This is a genomic window from Azospirillum sp. BE72, assembly GCF_031455875.1.
GTDB lineage: Bacteria > Pseudomonadota > Alphaproteobacteria > Azospirillales > Azospirillaceae > Azospirillum.
Map to the genome: position 1 here is coordinate 42,118 of NZ_JAVDTO010000008.1, position 16,864 is coordinate 58,981.

General features: G+C 66.4%; 12 protein-coding genes. 6 read left to right on the forward strand and 6 right to left on the reverse strand.

Annotated elements, in window-relative coordinates; translation table 11 throughout:
• Positions 1 to 11 precede the first annotated feature (11 nt).
• Complete coding sequence (locus J2Y49_RS19580; protein WP_310116563.1) at positions 12 to 1,028, reverse strand: ABC transporter substrate-binding protein; 1,017 nt, start codon at positions 1,026 to 1,028, stop codon at positions 12 to 14.
• A gap of 98 nt (positions 1,029 to 1,126) precedes the next feature.
• Complete coding sequence (locus J2Y49_RS19585; protein WP_310116565.1) at positions 1,127 to 1,936, reverse strand: ABC transporter permease; 810 nt, start codon at positions 1,934 to 1,936, stop codon at positions 1,127 to 1,129.
• Positions 1,937 to 2,428: 492 nt separating this feature from the next.
• Here J2Y49_RS19585 and J2Y49_RS19590 point away from each other — a divergent pair, with 492 nt between their 5' ends.
• Complete coding sequence (locus J2Y49_RS19590) at positions 2,429 to 4,189, forward strand: GGDEF and EAL domain-containing protein (RefSeq protein WP_310116566.1); 1,761 nt, start codon at positions 2,429 to 2,431, stop codon at positions 4,187 to 4,189.
• Between the two features lie 58 nt (positions 4,190 to 4,247).
• On the opposite strand, the gene J2Y49_RS19595 is transcribed toward J2Y49_RS19590, so the two are convergent.
• Both J2Y49_RS19595 and J2Y49_RS19600 read right to left on the reverse strand, forming a co-directional pair.
• On the reverse strand, positions 4,248 to 4,538 hold the full coding sequence (locus tag J2Y49_RS19595) for a DUF2628 domain-containing protein (RefSeq protein WP_310116567.1): 291 nt from the start codon (positions 4,536 to 4,538) through the stop codon (positions 4,248 to 4,250).
• A gap of 112 nt (positions 4,539 to 4,650) precedes the next feature.
• Positions 4,651 to 5,574 carry a LysR family transcriptional regulator gene (locus J2Y49_RS19600; protein ID WP_310116568.1) on the reverse strand — a complete coding sequence of 308 codons (924 nt, stop codon included), beginning with the start codon at positions 5,572 to 5,574 and terminating at the stop codon, positions 4,651 to 4,653.
• A 183-nt stretch (positions 5,575 to 5,757) separates the two neighbouring features.
• Between J2Y49_RS19600 and J2Y49_RS19605 the strand changes: the two genes are divergently transcribed.
• Both J2Y49_RS19605 and J2Y49_RS19610 read left to right on the forward strand, forming a co-directional pair.
• Entirely contained in the window at positions 5,758 to 7,119 is a 1,362-nt protein-coding gene (locus J2Y49_RS19605) for an aspartate aminotransferase family protein (protein WP_310116569.1), read from the forward strand.
• 206 nt (positions 7,120 to 7,325) lie between these two features.
• Positions 7,326 to 8,825, forward strand: coding sequence for a CoA-acylating methylmalonate-semialdehyde dehydrogenase (locus J2Y49_RS19610; protein WP_310116571.1), 1,500 nt, complete (start codon positions 7,326 to 7,328; stop codon positions 8,823 to 8,825).
• A 119-nt stretch (positions 8,826 to 8,944) separates the two neighbouring features.
• On the opposite strand, the gene J2Y49_RS19615 is transcribed toward J2Y49_RS19610, so the two are convergent.
• Positions 8,945 to 9,922 carry an ATP-grasp domain-containing protein gene (locus J2Y49_RS19615; RefSeq protein ID WP_310116572.1) on the reverse strand — a complete coding sequence of 326 codons (978 nt, stop codon included), beginning with the start codon at positions 9,920 to 9,922 and terminating at the stop codon, positions 8,945 to 8,947.
• Between J2Y49_RS19615 and J2Y49_RS19620 the strand changes: the two genes are divergently transcribed.
• The 3 genes from J2Y49_RS19620 (at position 9,921) to J2Y49_RS19630 (ending at position 12,163) form a co-directional block, all read left to right on the forward strand.
• Positions 9,921 to 10,664 (forward strand): HisA/HisF-related TIM barrel protein, encoded by a 744-nt coding sequence (locus J2Y49_RS19620; protein ID WP_310116573.1) that lies wholly within the window; start codon positions 9,921 to 9,923, stop codon positions 10,662 to 10,664. The genes J2Y49_RS19615 and J2Y49_RS19620 overlap by 2 nt on opposite strands.
• Before the next feature lie 237 nt (positions 10,665 to 10,901).
• On the forward strand, positions 10,902 to 11,279 hold the full coding sequence (locus J2Y49_RS19625; protein ID WP_310116575.1) for a response regulator: 378 nt from the start codon (positions 10,902 to 10,904) through the stop codon (positions 11,277 to 11,279).
• A 74-nt stretch (positions 11,280 to 11,353) separates the two neighbouring features.
• A complete protein-coding gene (locus tag J2Y49_RS19630) occupies positions 11,354 to 12,163 on the forward strand; it encodes a transglutaminase family protein (RefSeq protein ID WP_310116576.1) in 810 nt (269 codons plus the stop codon).
• A gap of 58 nt (positions 12,164 to 12,221) precedes the next feature.
• Here J2Y49_RS19630 and J2Y49_RS19635 read toward each other — a convergent pair whose 3' ends face one another.
• Entirely contained in the window at positions 12,222 to 16,796 is a 4,575-nt protein-coding gene (locus J2Y49_RS19635; protein WP_310116577.1) for a chemotaxis protein CheB, read from the reverse strand.
• Between the last annotated feature and the right edge of the window lie 68 nt (positions 16,797 to 16,864).

The window sequence follows — 16,864 nt, forward strand, 5'->3', positions numbered from 1 at the left end:
CCACGGGTCGGTCACTTGGCGGCGGCGTTCATCGCCTTCGCCGCGGGGTCGGCCGGCAGGAAGTCGCGGGTGTAGAAGCGCTTGGGGTTCTCCTTGGCCGAGGCGTCCAGCCCGCCATATTCGACCAGCATGTCGACCGTCTCCTTCATGTTGGCGTCGGTGACCTGGAAGGGCCGCATCCCCTGCGTTTCCTTGGTGCGGTAGAGCGGAATGGTCAGCTCGAAGCCTTCCTGCAGTGTGTCCGGCTTGCCGCCCTTCGGGTTGGCCTTCAGGATGGCCGCCGCAGCCTCCTTCGGCGCCTTTTCCGCCTCCTCCACCGCCTTGGTGGTGGCGGCCATGAAGCGGCGGACGAGGTCGGGGTTGTCCTTCAGCGTGTCGGTGTTGGCGATGATGCCCGACGAGACCATGTTGACGCCGTAATCGGCGAAGCGGATCGGCGTCACCGACTTGCCGGTGGCGTCCTTGATCTTCATGCTCTGGTCCATGACGTAGCCCAGCAGCAGATCGGCCTGTCCGTTGATGACGGCGTTCAGCTTGGTCTGCGCGTCGCCGGACACAACTTCGAAGTCACGCTCCTTAAGGCCGGTCTTCTTCAGGAACAATGGCCAGATCTGGGACATGCTGTCGCCCGGCGTCATGGCGACGATCCGGTTCTTGATGTCCTCGGGCTTGCGGATGTTCTTGTCGGTGAAGCCCATCGCCGACATCGGGCTGGTCTGCAACAGCACGCCCGGCGAGGTCACCGGCGCGCCCTTCATCGCCGCCTTGATCATGGTCGGCACGTCGACATAGCCGAAGGTGACGCCTTTGCTGGCGACCAGCTGCGTCGTCACCGCCGACCCGCGGCCCTCCTGGATTTCCAGGTCGATCCCTTCGGCCTCGTACAGGCCCTTGTCCTTGCCGTAGTAGAAGGGCGCGTGTTCGCCGTAGACGTACCAGTTCAGCATCAGCGTCACCTTGTCGGCGGCCTGCGCCGGCAAGGTGGAGGCGGCAAAGGCGCAGAGCGCCGCGACGATGGTTTTCTTCATCACGACCGGTGTCCTCCCATGGGTGGTGGATCGCCCCGTCGGCCGGCGCTGTGCGGCGTCGGGGTTCTTGTCGGTGAATGGAGTTTTTTGGTTTCGCGTCAGACGGTGGGGCTGAACTTGTCGCGCTGGCTGGCGTGCCAGGGGATGGCGAAGCGTTCCAGCACATCGATGACCCAGAACAGCACCACGCCCATCAATGCCAGCACGGTCAGCGCCGCGAACATCAAGGGCAGTTCGAAATTGCCGATGGAGCGTTGCAGGACGAAGCCGATGCCGGAGTTGGAACCGACGAATTCGCCGACCACCGCCCCCACCACCGCCAGGGTGATGGAGACCTTCAAGCCTGCGAAGATCGCCGGCAGCGCATGCGGCAGGCTGACCATCCGGAAGGTCTGCAGCCGCGATGCCTTCATCGAGCGGGCGAGGTCCATCATCTCGCCATCCACCGACTTGAAGCCCTGCACCGCCGATACGACGACGGGGAAGAAGCCCAGCAGGAAGGCGGCGATCACCTTCGGCATCAGGCCGAAGCCGAACCACACTACGAACAGCGGCGCGATGGCGACCTTGGGGATCGACTGCGAGAAGACCAGCAGCGGGTAGACATAGGCCTCCACCGTGCGCGATCCGGCGATCAGCATCGCGATGGGAATGCCGAACAGAACCGACAGCGCGAAGCCGCCCAGCGTCGCCGTGAAGGTCGGGACGGATTCGGACAGCAGCCGCGGCCATTCGTCGATCATCGCCAGCACGACGTCGCCGGGCTTGGGCACCAGATAGGCGGGCACGCCGAACAGCCGGACCGACAGATCCCACAGAACCAGCAGGATGACCATCAGCAGGATGGGGCGGACCCAGTCGGAATTGAGCAGGCGCAGTGCTGCGCCCGAGCGTGAGCGACGTTCCATGCGTCTTCTCCGGCCGGCGGGCTCGGGCGGCCGAAGGAGCGGCCGCGGTGTTTTAACCGGCTGGTTAAAAGTACGCCCGCGCTGCCGTTCCGGTCAACGCTTACAATGGTGGTAACGGACTATTTTGCATGCTGACGGTTTGCGGCTGGCGCCGGGGCATCCGCGGCCTGGATTCCGGGAAGCTCGACCTTTCCCATTTCCACAACTCAGCCGTTAAAATCTATCCATAAAATTATAGGGTTTGTTTAATACATCTTTAGGGAAAATAACCCAGCGTGACTGAAGAAAGATCGCGGTCCGTTTGCGTATCAATCAGACGACTCTCATCTCCACCCAGGCTACATCAGTGCGGACCCTAGAAATGAATGCCGCTACATTCACCCAGCTCCAAAGTCCTTTGGCTCGTGGCGAGCAGAACATTTATGGATCTTCTGGAATAAATCTGAAGTTGCATTCTTTGCATAAATCCATGTCGGAGCAAGGTGCGCAGTCATGAGTCAGGAAGAAGCCCGGCTGGACGCGCTACGCGAACTGAACCTGCTGGATACGGCGCCAAGTGAGAGCTTCGATCGCATCACCCGCATGGCAAGCCAGCTGTTCGGCCTGCCGATTGCCGCCGTCTCGCTGACCGACAGGGACCGGCAGTGGTTCAAGTCACGTGTCGGCGTCGACCACTGGCAGATCCCGCGTGAAAAGGCGCCGTGCGGACAGGTCGCGGAAAGCTGCGACCTTGTGGTCATTCACGACTTCGACAAGGACGATTGCTATCGGGACAGCCTTCTGGCCCGGTCCGGCATCCGGTTCTACGCGGGCGCTCCTCTGATCACCCGCGAAGGACACACGCTCGGTGCGATGTGCGTGCTCGGTACGGAGCCGCGCGCGATCACCAGTCAGGAAACGGCGGCGCTCAAGGATCTTGCAGCGATGGTCATGGCGCAGATCGAACTGCAGCATGCCCTGGGACGGATCGATCCGGTCAGCGGTCTGCCGAACCGCACGCAGTTCATCGAAGACATCGAGGATCTCGCACGGGATCATCCGGGGGAGCAGCGGCATGCCATCCTGGTCGATCTGATCGACGTCGCCCAGCACACCGCCACGCTCCGCGCCATCGGCCCGGCCTTCACCGATGACCTCGTGCGGGCGGCCACCCGGCGTCTGCGGCGCGTGGTCGGTCCTGACACAAGGATCTATCAGATCGGCACGACCCACCTCGGCTATCTGCCGCCTGTCATGGGCGAACAGGAAATGATGGCCGCCGCCGCCAGGATACCGACCGAGTTGGGCAAAGTGAGCGGCGCGCAGGAAACGCCTGTGGTCATCCGCGCGGCCATCGGCGTGGCTCCGTTCCAACTGGGCGCGGCCACCCCACAACATGTCCTGCGCATGGCCTACAGCGCTCTGCAGGATGCCCGCGAGGCGGACAGAGGGGTCGGCATCTATTCCGCGTCGCTCGACGACGCTCACCGTCGCCGCTTTCAACTGCTGGCCGATTTTCCCCAGGCGCTCGCCGCGGCCGACCAGCTGACGCTCGTCTTTCAGCCGCGCGTGGACATCCCGACCGGCAGATGCGTCGGTGCGGAGGCGCTGCTGCGCTGGTCCCATCCCGTTCTCGGCGCAATCCCGCCTGGGGAATTCGTCCCTATCATTGAGCAGACCGCTCTCGCCGACGGCATGACCGACTGGGTCGCCCGCACCGCGCTGTCACAGCTGGCGGCGTGGCAAGCCGCGGGCATCGATCTGACGCTTTCCATCAACATCTCGGCATCGAACCTGGACCAACAGGATTTTCCCGCCCGTCTGGCCGGTTTGGCCAAGCAGTGTCACGTTCAACCGGATCGCATCGAACTGGAACTGACCGAAAGCGCCATTCTCCGCAATGGCGAAAACGCTTTGCAACGGATGGAAGATCTGAGATCGACAGGCTTCGGGATCGCCATCGACGATTTCGGCACCGGGTACAGCAGCCTGTCCTACCTTGAAAAAATACCGACGGACGTGGTGAAGATCGATCGCTCCTTCATCCAGGGACTCGGCGATCAGGACCGCAGCTGTACGCTGGTAAGCGCGATGATCTCCCTGATCCATCAGCTGGGCTATCGGGTCGTTGCCGAAGGGGTGGAGAACCACGCCGCTTTGGGCATGCTGTCCGAACTGGGATGCGACGAAGTCCAGGGCTACCATATCGCGCGCCCGATGACGGCGGCGGTGTTCGAAGGTTGGCTGCGCGATCACTCGGAAGGTAGGGGGTGACCGCCGTGGGGAGCCACCGGGCGATCAACGGCGATACCGTCCGTCCCCCCATTGTCCTTCAGGCCGAGACCCGCTGCCAGCCCAGCCGCTTGTAGCGCGCTTCCAGAATGGTCGGCGTCGCGCAGGCGTAGCCGAACCAGAGCCCCACCAGCATGAGGGCCCCGCTGGGCCAAAGCAGCAGGGCGACGACGGTCAGAACCGCGTGGATCGCGCTGTGCATCCACTCGCCCTTGGACGCGAAATAGAACGGGCCGCACAGGAACGCCCAGACACCGGACCTGTTGGACACCGCTTCCGTCTGGCCGGTCTCGGGGTTTTGGAAGATGGTGGCTGATGACGGCGATGCCATGTTCGTCTCCTTGGCTTGCCGGACCCAGTCTGGACGACGGTCGCCGCACCCGTCGCTTCCGCCAGCCGGCTTTCCCGCATGGTGGACAATCGGGCGCCGCGATGGCCGCTCGTCAGGCCTCGGCCGCGCTTTCCTCGTTTCCGGTTCCGCGCAGGACCTCCAGGAAACGCTCCAGCACCAGATTCGGCTGGGCCCCCTTCTTCGTCACCACCTGAAACTTCAGGGCATGATGGTAGGTGTCGGGCAGCAACGCCCGCATCATGCCGCGCTCGACCCATCGCCGCGCGTAATGGGTGGGCAGAAAGCCGACATAGCATCCGGTGAGGATCAGGAAGGCCACCCCTTCGCGGTCGGTCGCCGTCGCGGTGTTGTTCAGCTCATGGGGAAGCTGCGCCTGGGTCGGCGCCACGGCGTCGGCGGCCTCGACCTCCTCCCGCATCACCGTTGCGTCGGGACGGTCGAACAGCGGATGACCGTCGCCGCAGTAGAGCAGGGATTCCTCCTGGTAAAGCGGAAGACCGGCCAGTCCCGGCAAACCACGGCGGACCGGTACGACGCCGACGTGCAACTGCCCGTCGAGCACGCCGCGCTCGATCTCATTGGGTGGGATCATGCGGATGTTGACGCGAACCTCCGGCGCCAGTTGCTTCAGGCTGCGCAGGGCGTGGGTCACCCGCATCTGCGGCATGGTGACGAGATTGTCGGTGATGCCGATGTTCAATTCGCCGCGCAGGCGGCCATGAACGGTGTTGATCTCGCTGCGGAAGCTCTCGGTGCTGGCCAGCAGGCGCAAGCTCGCCTCATAGGCCAGATGCCCTTCGTCGGTCAGCCGGAAACCCGCCCGCCCGCGCCGGCACAGCGTCAGGCCGAGCCGCCGTTCAAGATCCGCCATGTGCTGGCTGATCGCCGCCCGGCTGATGTTCAGCTCCACCTCGGCAGCGGAAAAACCACCGCACTCCACCACCGTCCGGAAAACACGCAGCAGCCGGATATCGGCATCGCCGATCGGGGCCAGGGACCGGGTGGGCTTGCTCATGCTGGGACCATGTCTTGGGGCAAGATAGTTAAGCGCTGGGTTATGTGAAGTTCTTATAGTTTGAATTTAATCGCAACCGGGAAGCGCGCACACTTGTCGCTGACAGCGCCCCTGACAGATGCGGCCCTTAACAGAAGCGGCCTCTAACAGAAACGGCCCTTAACAGAAGCGGGAGAACAGCGGATGGCCCCCCTGGACAACGATCATGCCCAGTCCCTCGGCAAGGCTGCCGGACTAACGCGCGAGGAACTCGACGCCTATTGGATGCCGTTCAGCGGCAACCGTCAGTTCAAGAACAACCCGCGCATGATCGTGAAGGCGGAGGGGACCTGGTACTGGGACGCCGAAGGCCGCAAGATCTATGACAGCCTGTCCGGCCTGTGGTGCAGCGGCGCCGGCCATTGCCGCCGCGAGATTTCCGAAGCGGTGGCCCGCCAGATCGCGGAGCTGGATTACAGCCCGGCCTTCCAGCACGGCCACCCGGCCGCCTTCAAGCTGGCGCACAAGTTGGCGTCGATGACCCCGGCCGGCCTCGACCATGTCTTCTTCGTCGGTTCGGGCTCGGAAGCCGCCGACACCTCGCTGAAGATGGCGCGGGCCTATTGGCGGATGAAGGGCCAGCCGAGCAAGACCAAGCTGATCGGCCGGTCCAAAGGCTATCACGGCGTCAACTTCGGCGGCACCAGCCTGGGCGGCATCGGCGGCAACCGCAAGCTGTTCGGCACCGGCGTCGACGCCGACCACCTGCCCCACACCCTGCTGCCGCAGAACCTGTTCGTGAAGGGCATGCCGGACGAGGGCGCCTTCCTGGCCGACGCGCTGGAGGAACTGGTGGCGCTGCATGACGCCTCCAACATCGCCGCGGTGATCGTCGAGCCGCTGGCCGGCTCGGCCGGCGTGCTGCCGCCGCCGAAGGGCTACCTGCAGCGGCTGCGGGAAATCTGCGACAAGCATTCCATCCTGCTGATCTTCGACGAGGTCATCACCGGCTTCGGCCGCATGGGCGCCCCCTTCGGCGCCGACGCCTTCGGCGTGGTGCCCGACATCATGAACGTCGCCAAGGGCCTGACCAACGGCGCCGTCCCGATGGGGGCCGTCGTGGCGAAGCGCGACATCTACCAGGCCTTCATGGACAATGGCGGGCCGGAATACATGGTGGAGTTCCCGCACGGCTACACCTATTCCGCCCATCCGGTCGCCTGCGCCGCCGGCCTCGCCGCGCTCGACATCTTCGAGCGGGAGAAGCTGTGGGAAAAGGCCGCGGCGCTGGCGCCGCACTTCGAAAACCTGATCCACGGGCTGAAGGGGCTTAAGAACGTCGCCGACATCCGCAATTACGGCCTGACCGGCGCCGTCACCATCGCGCCGCTTCCGGGCGAGCCGGCCCGCCGGCCCTACGAGATCGGCGAGAAGTGCTGGAAGGCCGGCTATTACGTGCGCTTCGGCGGCGACACGCTGCAGTTCGGCCCGCATTTCCACAGCGAACCCGCCGACCTCGACCGCCTGTTCGACGTCGTCGCCGACGCCATCCAGGCCACGGCGTAAGGGCGACGGCGTAAGGGCGCCGGCCCAAGAGCGCCGGCCGCGCATTGCCCCCACCCTTCCCGCGGCTGACGCCGCGGGCCCCTTCCCTCCCCCGCTTCGCAAGGGAGGGGCTTACGCGTTGCGGCGGAGTTCCCTCCCCCGCCCAGCGGGGGAGGATAGGTGGGGGTCTAACTTCGCAAAGACGAACCCCCCAGGAAAGCCCGACCATGACCATCGTTGCCCACCTGATCGGCGGCAAGACCGACGCGCCCGCCGGCACCCGCACCGCCGACATCGTCAATCCCGCCACCGGTGACGTGGCAGGTCAGGTGGCCCTGGCCTCCCGTGCCACGGTGGAAGAGGCCATCGCCGCCGCCGAGGCCGCGTTTCCGGCCTGGCGCGCCACCCCGCCGGCCAAGCGCGCCCGCGTCATGTTCCGCTTCAAGCAGTTGCTGGAGGAGAATGCCGACCGAATCTGCGCGCTGATCACGGCGGAGCACGGCAAGGTCCTGGACGACGCCTTTGGCGAGTTGACCCGCGGCATCGAGAATGTCGAATATTCCTGCGGCGTGCCGGAGTTGCTGAAGGGCGAGTTTTCCAAGAATGTCGGGCCGGCCATCGACAGCTGGTCGGAGTTCCAGCCGCTGGGCGTCGTCGCCGGCATCACGCCGTTCAATTTCCCGGCGATGGTTCCGCTGTGGATGTACCCCATCGCCATCGCCTGCGGGAACACCTTCGTCCTGAAGCCGTCGGAGCGCGACCCAAGCTCCGCCCTGTTCATCGCCCAGCTGGCCGAGCAGGCCGGCCTGCCGCCGGGCGTGCTGAACGTCGTCAACGGCGACAAGGAGGCGGTGGACACGCTGCTGACCGATCCGCGGGTGCAGGGCGTCAGCTTCGTGGGTTCCACCCCGATCGCTGAGTATGTCTATTCGACGGCCAGCGCCAACGGCAAGCGGGTGCAGGCTCTGGGCGGGGCCAAGAACCACGCCATCGTCATGCCCGACGCCGATTTGGACAACGCGGTCAGCGCGCTGATGGGCGCCGCCTACGGTTCTTGCGGCGAGCGCTGCATGGCGATCTCCGTCGTGGTGGCGGTGGGCGACGAGGTGGCCGACCGGCTGAAGGACAAGCTGTCGGTGGCGCTGCGCGACTTGAAGGTCGGCGCCGGCACCTCGGCCGGCTGCGAGATGGGGCCGCTGGTCACCCGCGCGCATTGCGAGAAGGTGAAGGCCTATGTCGACCAGGGCGTCGCCGAAGGGGCGGAGCTGGTGGTGGACGGCCGCGGGCTGGTGGTGCCGGGGCATGAGAACGGCAACTTCCTGGGCGGCTGCCTGTTCGACCGCGTCACCCCGGACATGACCATCTACCGCGAGGAGATCTTCGGTCCGGTCCTCTGCCTCGTCCGGGTCAAGTCGATGCAGGAGGGAATGGACCTGATCGACGCCCACGAGTACGGAAACGGCACCTGCCTGTTCACCCGCGACGGCGAGGCCGCCCGCTATTTCAGCGACATGATCAAGGTCGGCATGGTCGGCATCAACGTGCCGCTGCCGGTGCCGGTCGCCTACCACAGCTTCGGCGGTTGGAAGCGGTCGCTGTTCGGCGATCTTTCGGCCTATGGTCCGGACGGCGTGCGCTTCTACACCCGCCGCAAGACCATCACCCAGCGCTGGCCGACCGGCGGCGTTCGTGAAGGCGCCCAGTTCTCTTTCCCGTCGATGAAGTGAAGCAGCTTTGGCTGTCGCGACGCCGGTGCCGGTGCCGGTGGCGGAGATGGCGCGCCGCCTGGGGGGCCGCCCGATGTCACAGCCGATCGCTGTCGATCCGGGGGGGCGATCCACGGATGTCAGACATCCGCGTCCTCCCGCCCCCCGTCGGCCGATGTCGTATGGAACAGAGCCAGGATACTGCCAGCCGGATTCCAGCCCAGCACCCGCGACAGCCCGACATAGCCGACGGACAGGCGCGGGTTCACCTCCACCACCACCGGACCGTCGGGGCGGTCGATGAGGTCGACGGCGACATAGCCGCGCAGCCCCGGGATCGCGGCGGCGATGGCGTGGGCCAGCGGCTCCCAGTCGGCACGCCGGTGCTCCATCGCCCCGACCTCCACGCCATGGAAGGAAAAGCTTCCATCCCCACGCTCCACCTTCTGGCGGTTGCAGCCGAGCAGCCGCACCCCGCCTGCAGCGTCGACCAGCATGGAAAGGCTGCACGCCTCGCCATCGACCAGCGGCTGGACGATCCAGCGACCGGCATGCGGCGGCGTCCAGGCGGCGATGTCGTCGACGACGAAGGTATCGAGGCAGCCGGCGCCGTCGTCCGGCTTCACCACATGACGGGCGGCGGGCGGCGCCGGGGCGCCGAAGGGAACGGTGGGAATGGCCGCGATGCCGTGGGCGGCCAACCGTGCCGCCGTCGCCGTCTTCGACGACGCGAGAGCGATGGCGTCGGGCGCGCAGGCGACCACCGGCCGGCCGGTGCCGCGGAACAGAGCGGCGACGTGACCCGACAGCCCGTCGCTTTCCGGCGCGATCGGCCAGACCACGTCGCACAGGGCGGCCGCCGCGCGCCAGCGCACCTCCGCGTCGTCGCCCGGTGCAACCGGGAACAGGGCGCCCTGGTCGGCCGGGAATGAGGGTGGAGCAAGGCGACTATCCCAGCACAGCGTGACGTGTATTCCATCCAGAGCGATCAAATCGCCGACCAGCGCCGCGACCATCGCCTGTGCATCTGCCATCAGATCCGTCGGAAGCGGCCCGTTGCACAGCGCGCCGCCGGTGACATACTCGCAGACCAGAACCCGACGAAGGCTGTTCTCCATGGACATCGTTCCCGTCATCGACCTGCTGGGCGAGCAGGTGGTTCATGCCAAGCGGGGGGAGCGCGACCGCTACCGCCCCATCGAAAGCGCGCTGACCGCAGGATCGGCACCCCAGGATATCGTGGCCGCGCTGCTGGCGCTGCATCCCTTCCGCGCCTGCTATGTCGCGGACCTCGACGCGATCCGCGGACATGGCGACCATCGCTCCACCGTTGCGGCGCTGCAGGCCCGCTGGCCGGAGGTGGCGTTCTGGGTCGATGCCGGTCTGGCGACGCCGGACGATTGCCGCCGCTGGCTCGGTGCCGGGATCCGCAATCTGGTGATCGGCAGCGAAAGCCAGGCGGACGGCGCGACTCTGGAAGCGGCGCTGGCGCTCGCCGGAGACAACCGGGTCGCGCTGTCGCTGGATGTCCGGCGGGGGGAACCGCTAGGGCCGGTGGCGCTGCATGAGGAGCCCGCCCGCTGGCCCAAACGGGTGATCGCCATGACGCTGGACCGGGTCGGTTCGGGCGAGGGGCCGGACCTGGACCGCATCGCCACGCTGGCGGCCCGACGCCCGGGGGTCCGGGTGTGGGGAGCCGGCGGCGTGCGCGACGCGGCGGATCTGGACGCGCTGACCGCGCACGGAACCGATGCCGTGCTGGTGGCCAGCGCGCTTCACGACCGGCGCCTCGACGCCGGGACGCTCGCCCGCTTCGCCTCCGGCCAACGTCCCTCCGGTCATGAGACGGCGAACGGGTGAAGCGCGGCGGCCTCGCCATCCAGCATCGACGGGGCGGCCGGATTGCCGGCGCTGTAGAAGCGCCACGCCGTCGGGAACGCTTGAACCGGCCCTTCATGCTGATCGCGCCGAAGCACTCCAATCGCCGTTGAGAACAAGCGCTCTCAGAGCAAAATAACCATTCGAGACTCTATATGGAGAAGGGAGCGCCGACGTCGATGGCTATCTATATCGTCCCAGATGTGTTGCTATTGAAGAATGATCATTCCACATCATCTCCTCATCGCCGAGGATGAAAATCTTGCGGCAATGGTATTGATAGAGATTCTAGAAGCCGAAGGCTTCCGGGTCACGCTCGCTCATAACGGGGTTGAGGCGCTGGAGGTCGACGAGAAGGACCCCGCCGCCCTTCTGTTGACTGATATGCGGATGCCCGTCATGGGCGGCGGGGCTCTGATTCGAGCGATCCAGCGGCGGCGTGCCGATCTGCCGATCATCGTCATGACCGGCTACACCGAATATCTCCCACAGGAGGTGCCGGGACGGCTGGTCGTCTTGCACAAGCCCTACAGTCTTTCCGCTTTGGCCGGCCATGTCAGAGCCCTCCTGTCCCGCCAGGAGACGGCTGAACATTGATCGAGGAAGTCCGCTCCCCGTTTCCCTTTGAACCGCCGGCCGGCACCACCACGCTTTTTCAAAGGAAAGTCATCATGCGCATCCGACTGGGTTACCAGCTGACCTTCAACTTTCCCGCTCCCACGCCGATGATCGTGATGCTGAACGTGCATTACTCGCGCGTCGGGGACCTGGAGCAGCCCGACCACATCGTCACCAGCGTACCGGCACCGATCCAGGGCTACCGCGACAGCTTCGGCAACTGGTGCAGCCGGCTGGTCGCGCCCGCCGGGCCTGTCACCATCAGCGCCGACAGCATCATCCGGGACAGCGGGATCCCCGACCCGGTCGAGCCCGGCGCCGTGCAGCACCGTGTGGACGAACTGCCGGCCGACACCCTGCTGTTCCTGCTGGGCAGCCGCTATTGCGAGACGGACGTCCTGTCGGACGAGGCGTGGCGGCTGTTCTCGGGCACCGCGCCGGGCTGGGCGCGGGTCCAGGCGATCTGCGATTTCGTCCACGACCATGTGACCTTCGGCTACGAACATTCGCGCCCGACGCGGACCGCGGCCCAGACCTATGCCGAGAAGCGCGGAGTCTGCCGTGACTACGCTCATCTCGCCATCGCCTTTTGCCGCGCCATGAACATTCCCGCGCGCTATTGCACCGGCTACATCAGCGACATCGGCCAGCCGCCGCCCTATGCGCCGATGGATTTCGCGGCCTGGATGGAGGTGTATCTCGGTGGCCGCTGGCATGTCTTCGACCCACGGAACAACGCCCCCCGGATCGGACGAATCCTGATCGCGCAGGGACGCGACGCGGCCGACGTGCCGCTTACCCACACCTTCGGCCCCAACACGCTGACGGGATTCCAGATCTGGACGGACGAGGTGGTCGCCTGATCGGTCCGTCCGGTCGTTGCCGGCTCGCCGCGGGCGCTTCATAAATCCGCTTCATAAGTCAGGCGGTTCCCGGCTCCAAGGGCCGGTCCGTCAGAGCGCGTCGCATGGCGGTCAGCAGAGGGTCAGGGCTGAGCGGCTTGTGCAGCAGCAGGAAGCCGCTGGCGCTCGCCTCCCGGATGCGCGCGGGCGAGGTGTCGCCCGTCAGGAGGATTCCGGGCAGCCGGGTGTCGAAATGCCGCTCCAGCCGCCTGATCGCATCCGATCCGGTTTCCGTTCCCTTGAGCCGGAAATCGGCGATGACCAGGTCTGGCGCCCGCCCCCCCAGTCGCTCCACCGCGGTGCCGCCGTCGGATGCCGCCACCGCATCATATCCCAACTCTTTGAGGAAGGCGGTAACCCCGTCGAGAACGGCCGGGTCGTCGTCGATCACCACCACCCGCTCGCCGTTGCCGCCATCGGGAATCGCCGTCTCCTCGTCCTTGGGAAGGGGATCGTCCGGACTGGCCAACGGCACCAGGATCTCGAACATCGATCCCCGCCCGGGTGTCGAATGGACCCGGATCGGGTGCTGAAGCAGCGTGGCGAGGCGTTCCACGATGGCAAGCCCCAGCCCCAGGCCCTGCCGCCGGTCGCGTTCCGGGTTGTCGACCTGATGGAACTCCTCGAAGATCGAGGCCAGCTGGTTCGGCGGAATGCCGCGCCCGGTGTCCCAGACCTGCATGCGCAGGTTCGGGCCGGCGCGGCGGCACCCCACCAGGATGCGCCCCTGGTCGGTGTATTTGATCGCGTTGGCGATGAAGTTCCGTAGGATGCGCTCCAGCAGCTTGGGGTCGCTCCGCACCGTCAGGCCGGTCCGAACGTTGTGCAACGACAGTTCGGCAGCCTCGGCCAGCGGCGCAAACTCGGCACACAGCGAGGCGATCGTCGTCTGGGCCGGACACGACCGGAACATCACCTCGATGATGCCGGCGTCAAGGCGCGACACATCCAGGATGTCGTCCAGCATGGCGGTCATGGCGCCCAGCGCGTTGCCCATGTTGACCAGCAGCTTGCCCGCCGCCTCGCCTTGATGCTGCATCGCCACCAGATGATGGAACATGATCAATGCCTGGACCGGCTGACGCAGATCGTGGCTGGCGGCGGCGAGAAAGCGGGTCTTGCTGGCGCTTGCCTGTTCGGCAGCCGCCTTGGCGGCGGCGAGGGCTTCGCGGACACGCACCTGCTCGGTGACGTCCTCCAGGGCCAGCAAGATCAGCCCGCCCGCCTTGTTCAAGCGGCGGGCATTCAGCAGCAGGGTGCGGCGTCGGGCGAAATGCCGGTCATCGGTGTCTTGGCCGCCGGACTCCTGACCGTCCGGCTCTCGACCAACGGTCAACTCCAGCGCCTCGATGACCGTGCCGTCGGGTATGATCCGTTCCAGCGCCCGGTGAAGTGCGGAATCGGCCAGCTGACCGCCGGCCATCTCCGCCAGATCGGCACCGAGCACGCCATCCGGCGTGGTGGCGAAGGATTGGTGGAAGGCCGCACTGGCGCCGACCACCCGCAACGTCTCGTCCAGCACCAGAAGCGGTTCGCGAACCGTATCGACGATGGCCTGGGCGAAATCGCGCTCCGCCCGCGCCGCGCGCAGCACCCCGGCCCGTTCGATGACCAGGCCCAGCACGCTGGCGATGGCCTGGACGAATTCCCGGTCGGCGTCGCTGAACCGCCCGGCCGTGTGGCTGAGCACCGCAAGGACGGATGGTCCCCGCGCCTCGCTGCCGAAGGGGACTGCCAGACCGCTGGCAGTCCGGCAGCCGGGCAGCGCCACGGCGGAACGGACGCGCCGGTCGGTGGCGAAATCCTCGACGATCAGCGGCTGCCGGGACCGGAACACCCGTCCGACCAGCGTCGCCATGTCGCTGGGGATCCTGACCGCGGAATCCTGCGGAAGGGAGAAGCCGACACTGCCGAGCAGGATCAGATCCTCGGCGTCCCCGGTGCGGCGGCCGGAGGGATCCTCGCCGGGGCCGAGGATGGCGACGCCGTCCACGTCTAGCCCCTCGGCGATGAGGTGGGCCGCTTCCGCCAGCGTCTCCGGCCCCTCCGCTCCGACGGGGTCCTTGCGCCCGAGATCGGCGATCAGCTTGTACTGGCGGGCGCGCAGGGCCATGGCCAGACTGGTGCGCTTCAGCGGCGTCACGTCGCTGAAGGTGATGACGACCCCCTCCACCCGTGCGTGCTGCGTGCGGTAGGGCTGGATGCGGCGCAGGTAGGTGGTGTCGCCGTCCATCGACACCTCCCGTTCCGAAGGCGTCATGGACGACAACACCGACCGGATGTCGGCCAGCAGGTATGGGTCGGAGAAATGGCGGGTGATGTCGGTGATCGGGCGTCCGGTATCCTGCGGCAGCAGAGCGAACAGCCGGGTCGCCGTCGGAGTGAAACGCTTGATCCGCAGGTCCGACGACAGGAAGATCGTGGCGATGTCGGTGCTGCTCAGCAGATTGCCGAGGTCGTTGGTGGTCGCCTCCAGCTCGTCGACCTTCTCATGGAGCTGGGCGTTCAGCGTGCAGAGTTCCTCGTTGAGGGATTGCAGTTCTTCCTTGGAGGTCTCCAGTTCCTCCGTGGTCGACTGGTACTCCTCCCCGATCGACAGGATCTCCTCGTTGGCGACCCGCAACGCCTCGCTGGTCGCGCTGAGTTCTTCGATCGTGTCGTTCAACTCCTCGCGGGTCATGCGCAGCTCGCTTTCGAGCTGTTCGACGCCGTCCATATCGGCCGGCGGCGGCGCGGCCTCGCCGGCCGGCATGCTTGGCGCCGTGTCGCCTGCCGTGAAGGTGACCAGGAGCAGATCGCTGCCGGCACGGGGGAAGCGCACCGGGATCACCAGAATGGTCACCGATACCACGACGCCCTGGCGTTTGTGCCTGATCCCGGAAATCTGGACACGGTCGTGCGAGGCGAGCGCCTGGGCGACGGCGCGGCGCAGTTGCAGGCGCAACTCCCCGCGCGTCATCGCCGTCAGATCCCAGGGCGGCTCCCCCGTCGGCAGGTCGAGGAACTCGCCGGTCGGGCCGAACAGGTATTGGACGCGATGCAGCCCGTCGATCAGAACCGCCGCCGGCGCGTATTCGAGCAACAGGGCCTGCCGGATGATGTCGGCCGGGCTGGTTCCACGCAAGGAGGTGGGCGGTGCCGGCACCGTGATCGCAGACCGCCCGCCCGTCGGCGGCACCGTCATCGCGGTACCGCGTGTCGTGCCGATTCTCCGGTAAAGGCGCCATTTCTTCGATAATGGCGCGAACAGGTCGGAGCGCGCGTCGACGGATTCCGCGGTGCCGAGGAGCAGGCCGCCATTCTCGACCAGAGCGAAATGGAACAGTGCGAAAATGGCCTTCTGCACGTCCGGCTCGATGTAGATCAGCATGTTGCGGCAGCTGATCAGATCGATCTTCGAAAAGGGCGGGTCGCTGAGCAGGTCGTGCTGGGCGAAGGACACCGCGTCGCGCAACGGCTTGGCCACCTTGTAGCCGCCCTCGGCCCTGGTGAAATAGCGGTCGAGCCGTTCGACCGACACGTCGACGGCGATGGTTTCCGGATAGAGGCCGGTGCGGGCGATGGTCAGCGCCCGGCTGTCCACGTCTGTGGCGAACACCCGGAAGTCGGGGGATGACCCGCTCTGCGCGCAGGCTTCCATCAGCAGGATGGCGATGGAATATGCCTCTTCCCCGGTGGCGCAGGCCGGGACCCAGACGCGGATCGGCTTCCCCGCCGGCCGGTTCCGCACCAGCGGGGCGATGAAATCGCCGGCCAGGACCTCGAAGGCCGGATCGTCGCGGAAAAAGCGGGTCACGCTGATCAGAATGTCGCGGGACAGCAGCTCGATCTCTGCCGGGTGCGTGCCCAGAAAGGATCGATATTCCGGCATGTCGGCGATGTGGTGAATCCCCATGCGCCGTTCGATGCGGCGGGTCAGCGATCGCGGCTTGTATGCCCGGTGGTCACGCTTGGTCTGGGCGTTCAGCAGGTCGAGGATGGCGCTCAGTGCGCCGTTCGGTGCGTCCAACTGCTGTGCCGCCACCGGGCCGAGATAGGGCTGGTGAACGAAATCGACGATGGCGCCGGGCATACGGTCCGGCGCCAGGATGTAGTCGGCCATGCCGGTGGCGATGGCACTGCCCGGCATGCCGTCAAATTCGGCGGTTGTCGGGTCCTGCACGACCACCAGCCCGCCGTATTCCTTGATCGAGCGCAGACCGTTGGAGCCGTCCGCCCCGGTGCCGGACAGCACGACGCAGATCGCCTTCTCCTGCTGGTCGGTCGCCAGCGTGCGGAAGAAGATGTCGATGGGCAGGGTCGCGTCGGTCGACAGCTGCGGTTCGCGAATGCGCAGCTGGCCGGCCTCCATGGTCGGCACCCGGCCCGCCGGAGCGATGTAGATGTGATCGGCCTCCAGCAGAATGCCGTCATGGGCCGTCTGGACCGACAGCGGCGTCACCTTTGCCAGGAGGTCGGACAGCAGCCTTTCATTGTTCGGAATTCGATGCTGGATCACCACGAAGGCGAGGCGACTGGCCGCCGGCACGGCGCTGAGCAGGGCGGTGATGGCCTTGAGGCCTCCGGCCGAAGCGCCGATTCCGACGATCGCCAAGGGGCCGGACCGCGTGTCCTGCCGTTCCGTCCGAGCCCCCTCTGTCCGGGCCCCCTCTGCCCGAACCA

Bases quoted from the DNA above. Each gene is read 5' to 3' on its own strand.
- J2Y49_RS19580 (WP_310116563.1), bottom strand. From the start codon at position 1,028: ATGAAGAAAACCATCGTCGCGGCGCTCTGCGCCTTTGCCGCCTCCACC.
- J2Y49_RS19585 (WP_310116565.1), bottom strand. From the start codon at position 1,936: ATGGAACGTCGCTCACGCTCGGGCGCAGCACTGCGCCTGCTCAATTCC.
- J2Y49_RS19590 (WP_310116566.1), top strand. From the start codon at position 2,429: ATGAGTCAGGAAGAAGCCCGGCTGGACGCGCTACGCGAACTGAACCTG.
- J2Y49_RS19595 (WP_310116567.1), bottom strand. From the start codon at position 4,538: ATGGCATCGCCGTCATCAGCCACCATCTTCCAAAACCCCGAGACCGGC.
- J2Y49_RS19600 (WP_310116568.1), bottom strand. From the start codon at position 5,574: ATGAGCAAGCCCACCCGGTCCCTGGCCCCGATCGGCGATGCCGATATC.
- J2Y49_RS19605 (WP_310116569.1), top strand. From the start codon at position 5,758: ATGGCCCCCCTGGACAACGATCATGCCCAGTCCCTCGGCAAGGCTGCC.
- J2Y49_RS19610 (WP_310116571.1), top strand. From the start codon at position 7,326: ATGACCATCGTTGCCCACCTGATCGGCGGCAAGACCGACGCGCCCGCC.
- J2Y49_RS19620 (WP_310116573.1), top strand. From the start codon at position 9,921: ATGGACATCGTTCCCGTCATCGACCTGCTGGGCGAGCAGGTGGTTCAT.
- J2Y49_RS19615 (WP_310116572.1), bottom strand. From the start codon at position 9,922: ATGGAGAACAGCCTTCGTCGGGTTCTGGTCTGCGAGTATGTCACCGGC.
- J2Y49_RS19625 (WP_310116575.1), top strand. From the start codon at position 10,902: ATGATCATTCCACATCATCTCCTCATCGCCGAGGATGAAAATCTTGCG.
- J2Y49_RS19630 (WP_310116576.1), top strand. From the start codon at position 11,354: ATGCGCATCCGACTGGGTTACCAGCTGACCTTCAACTTTCCCGCTCCC.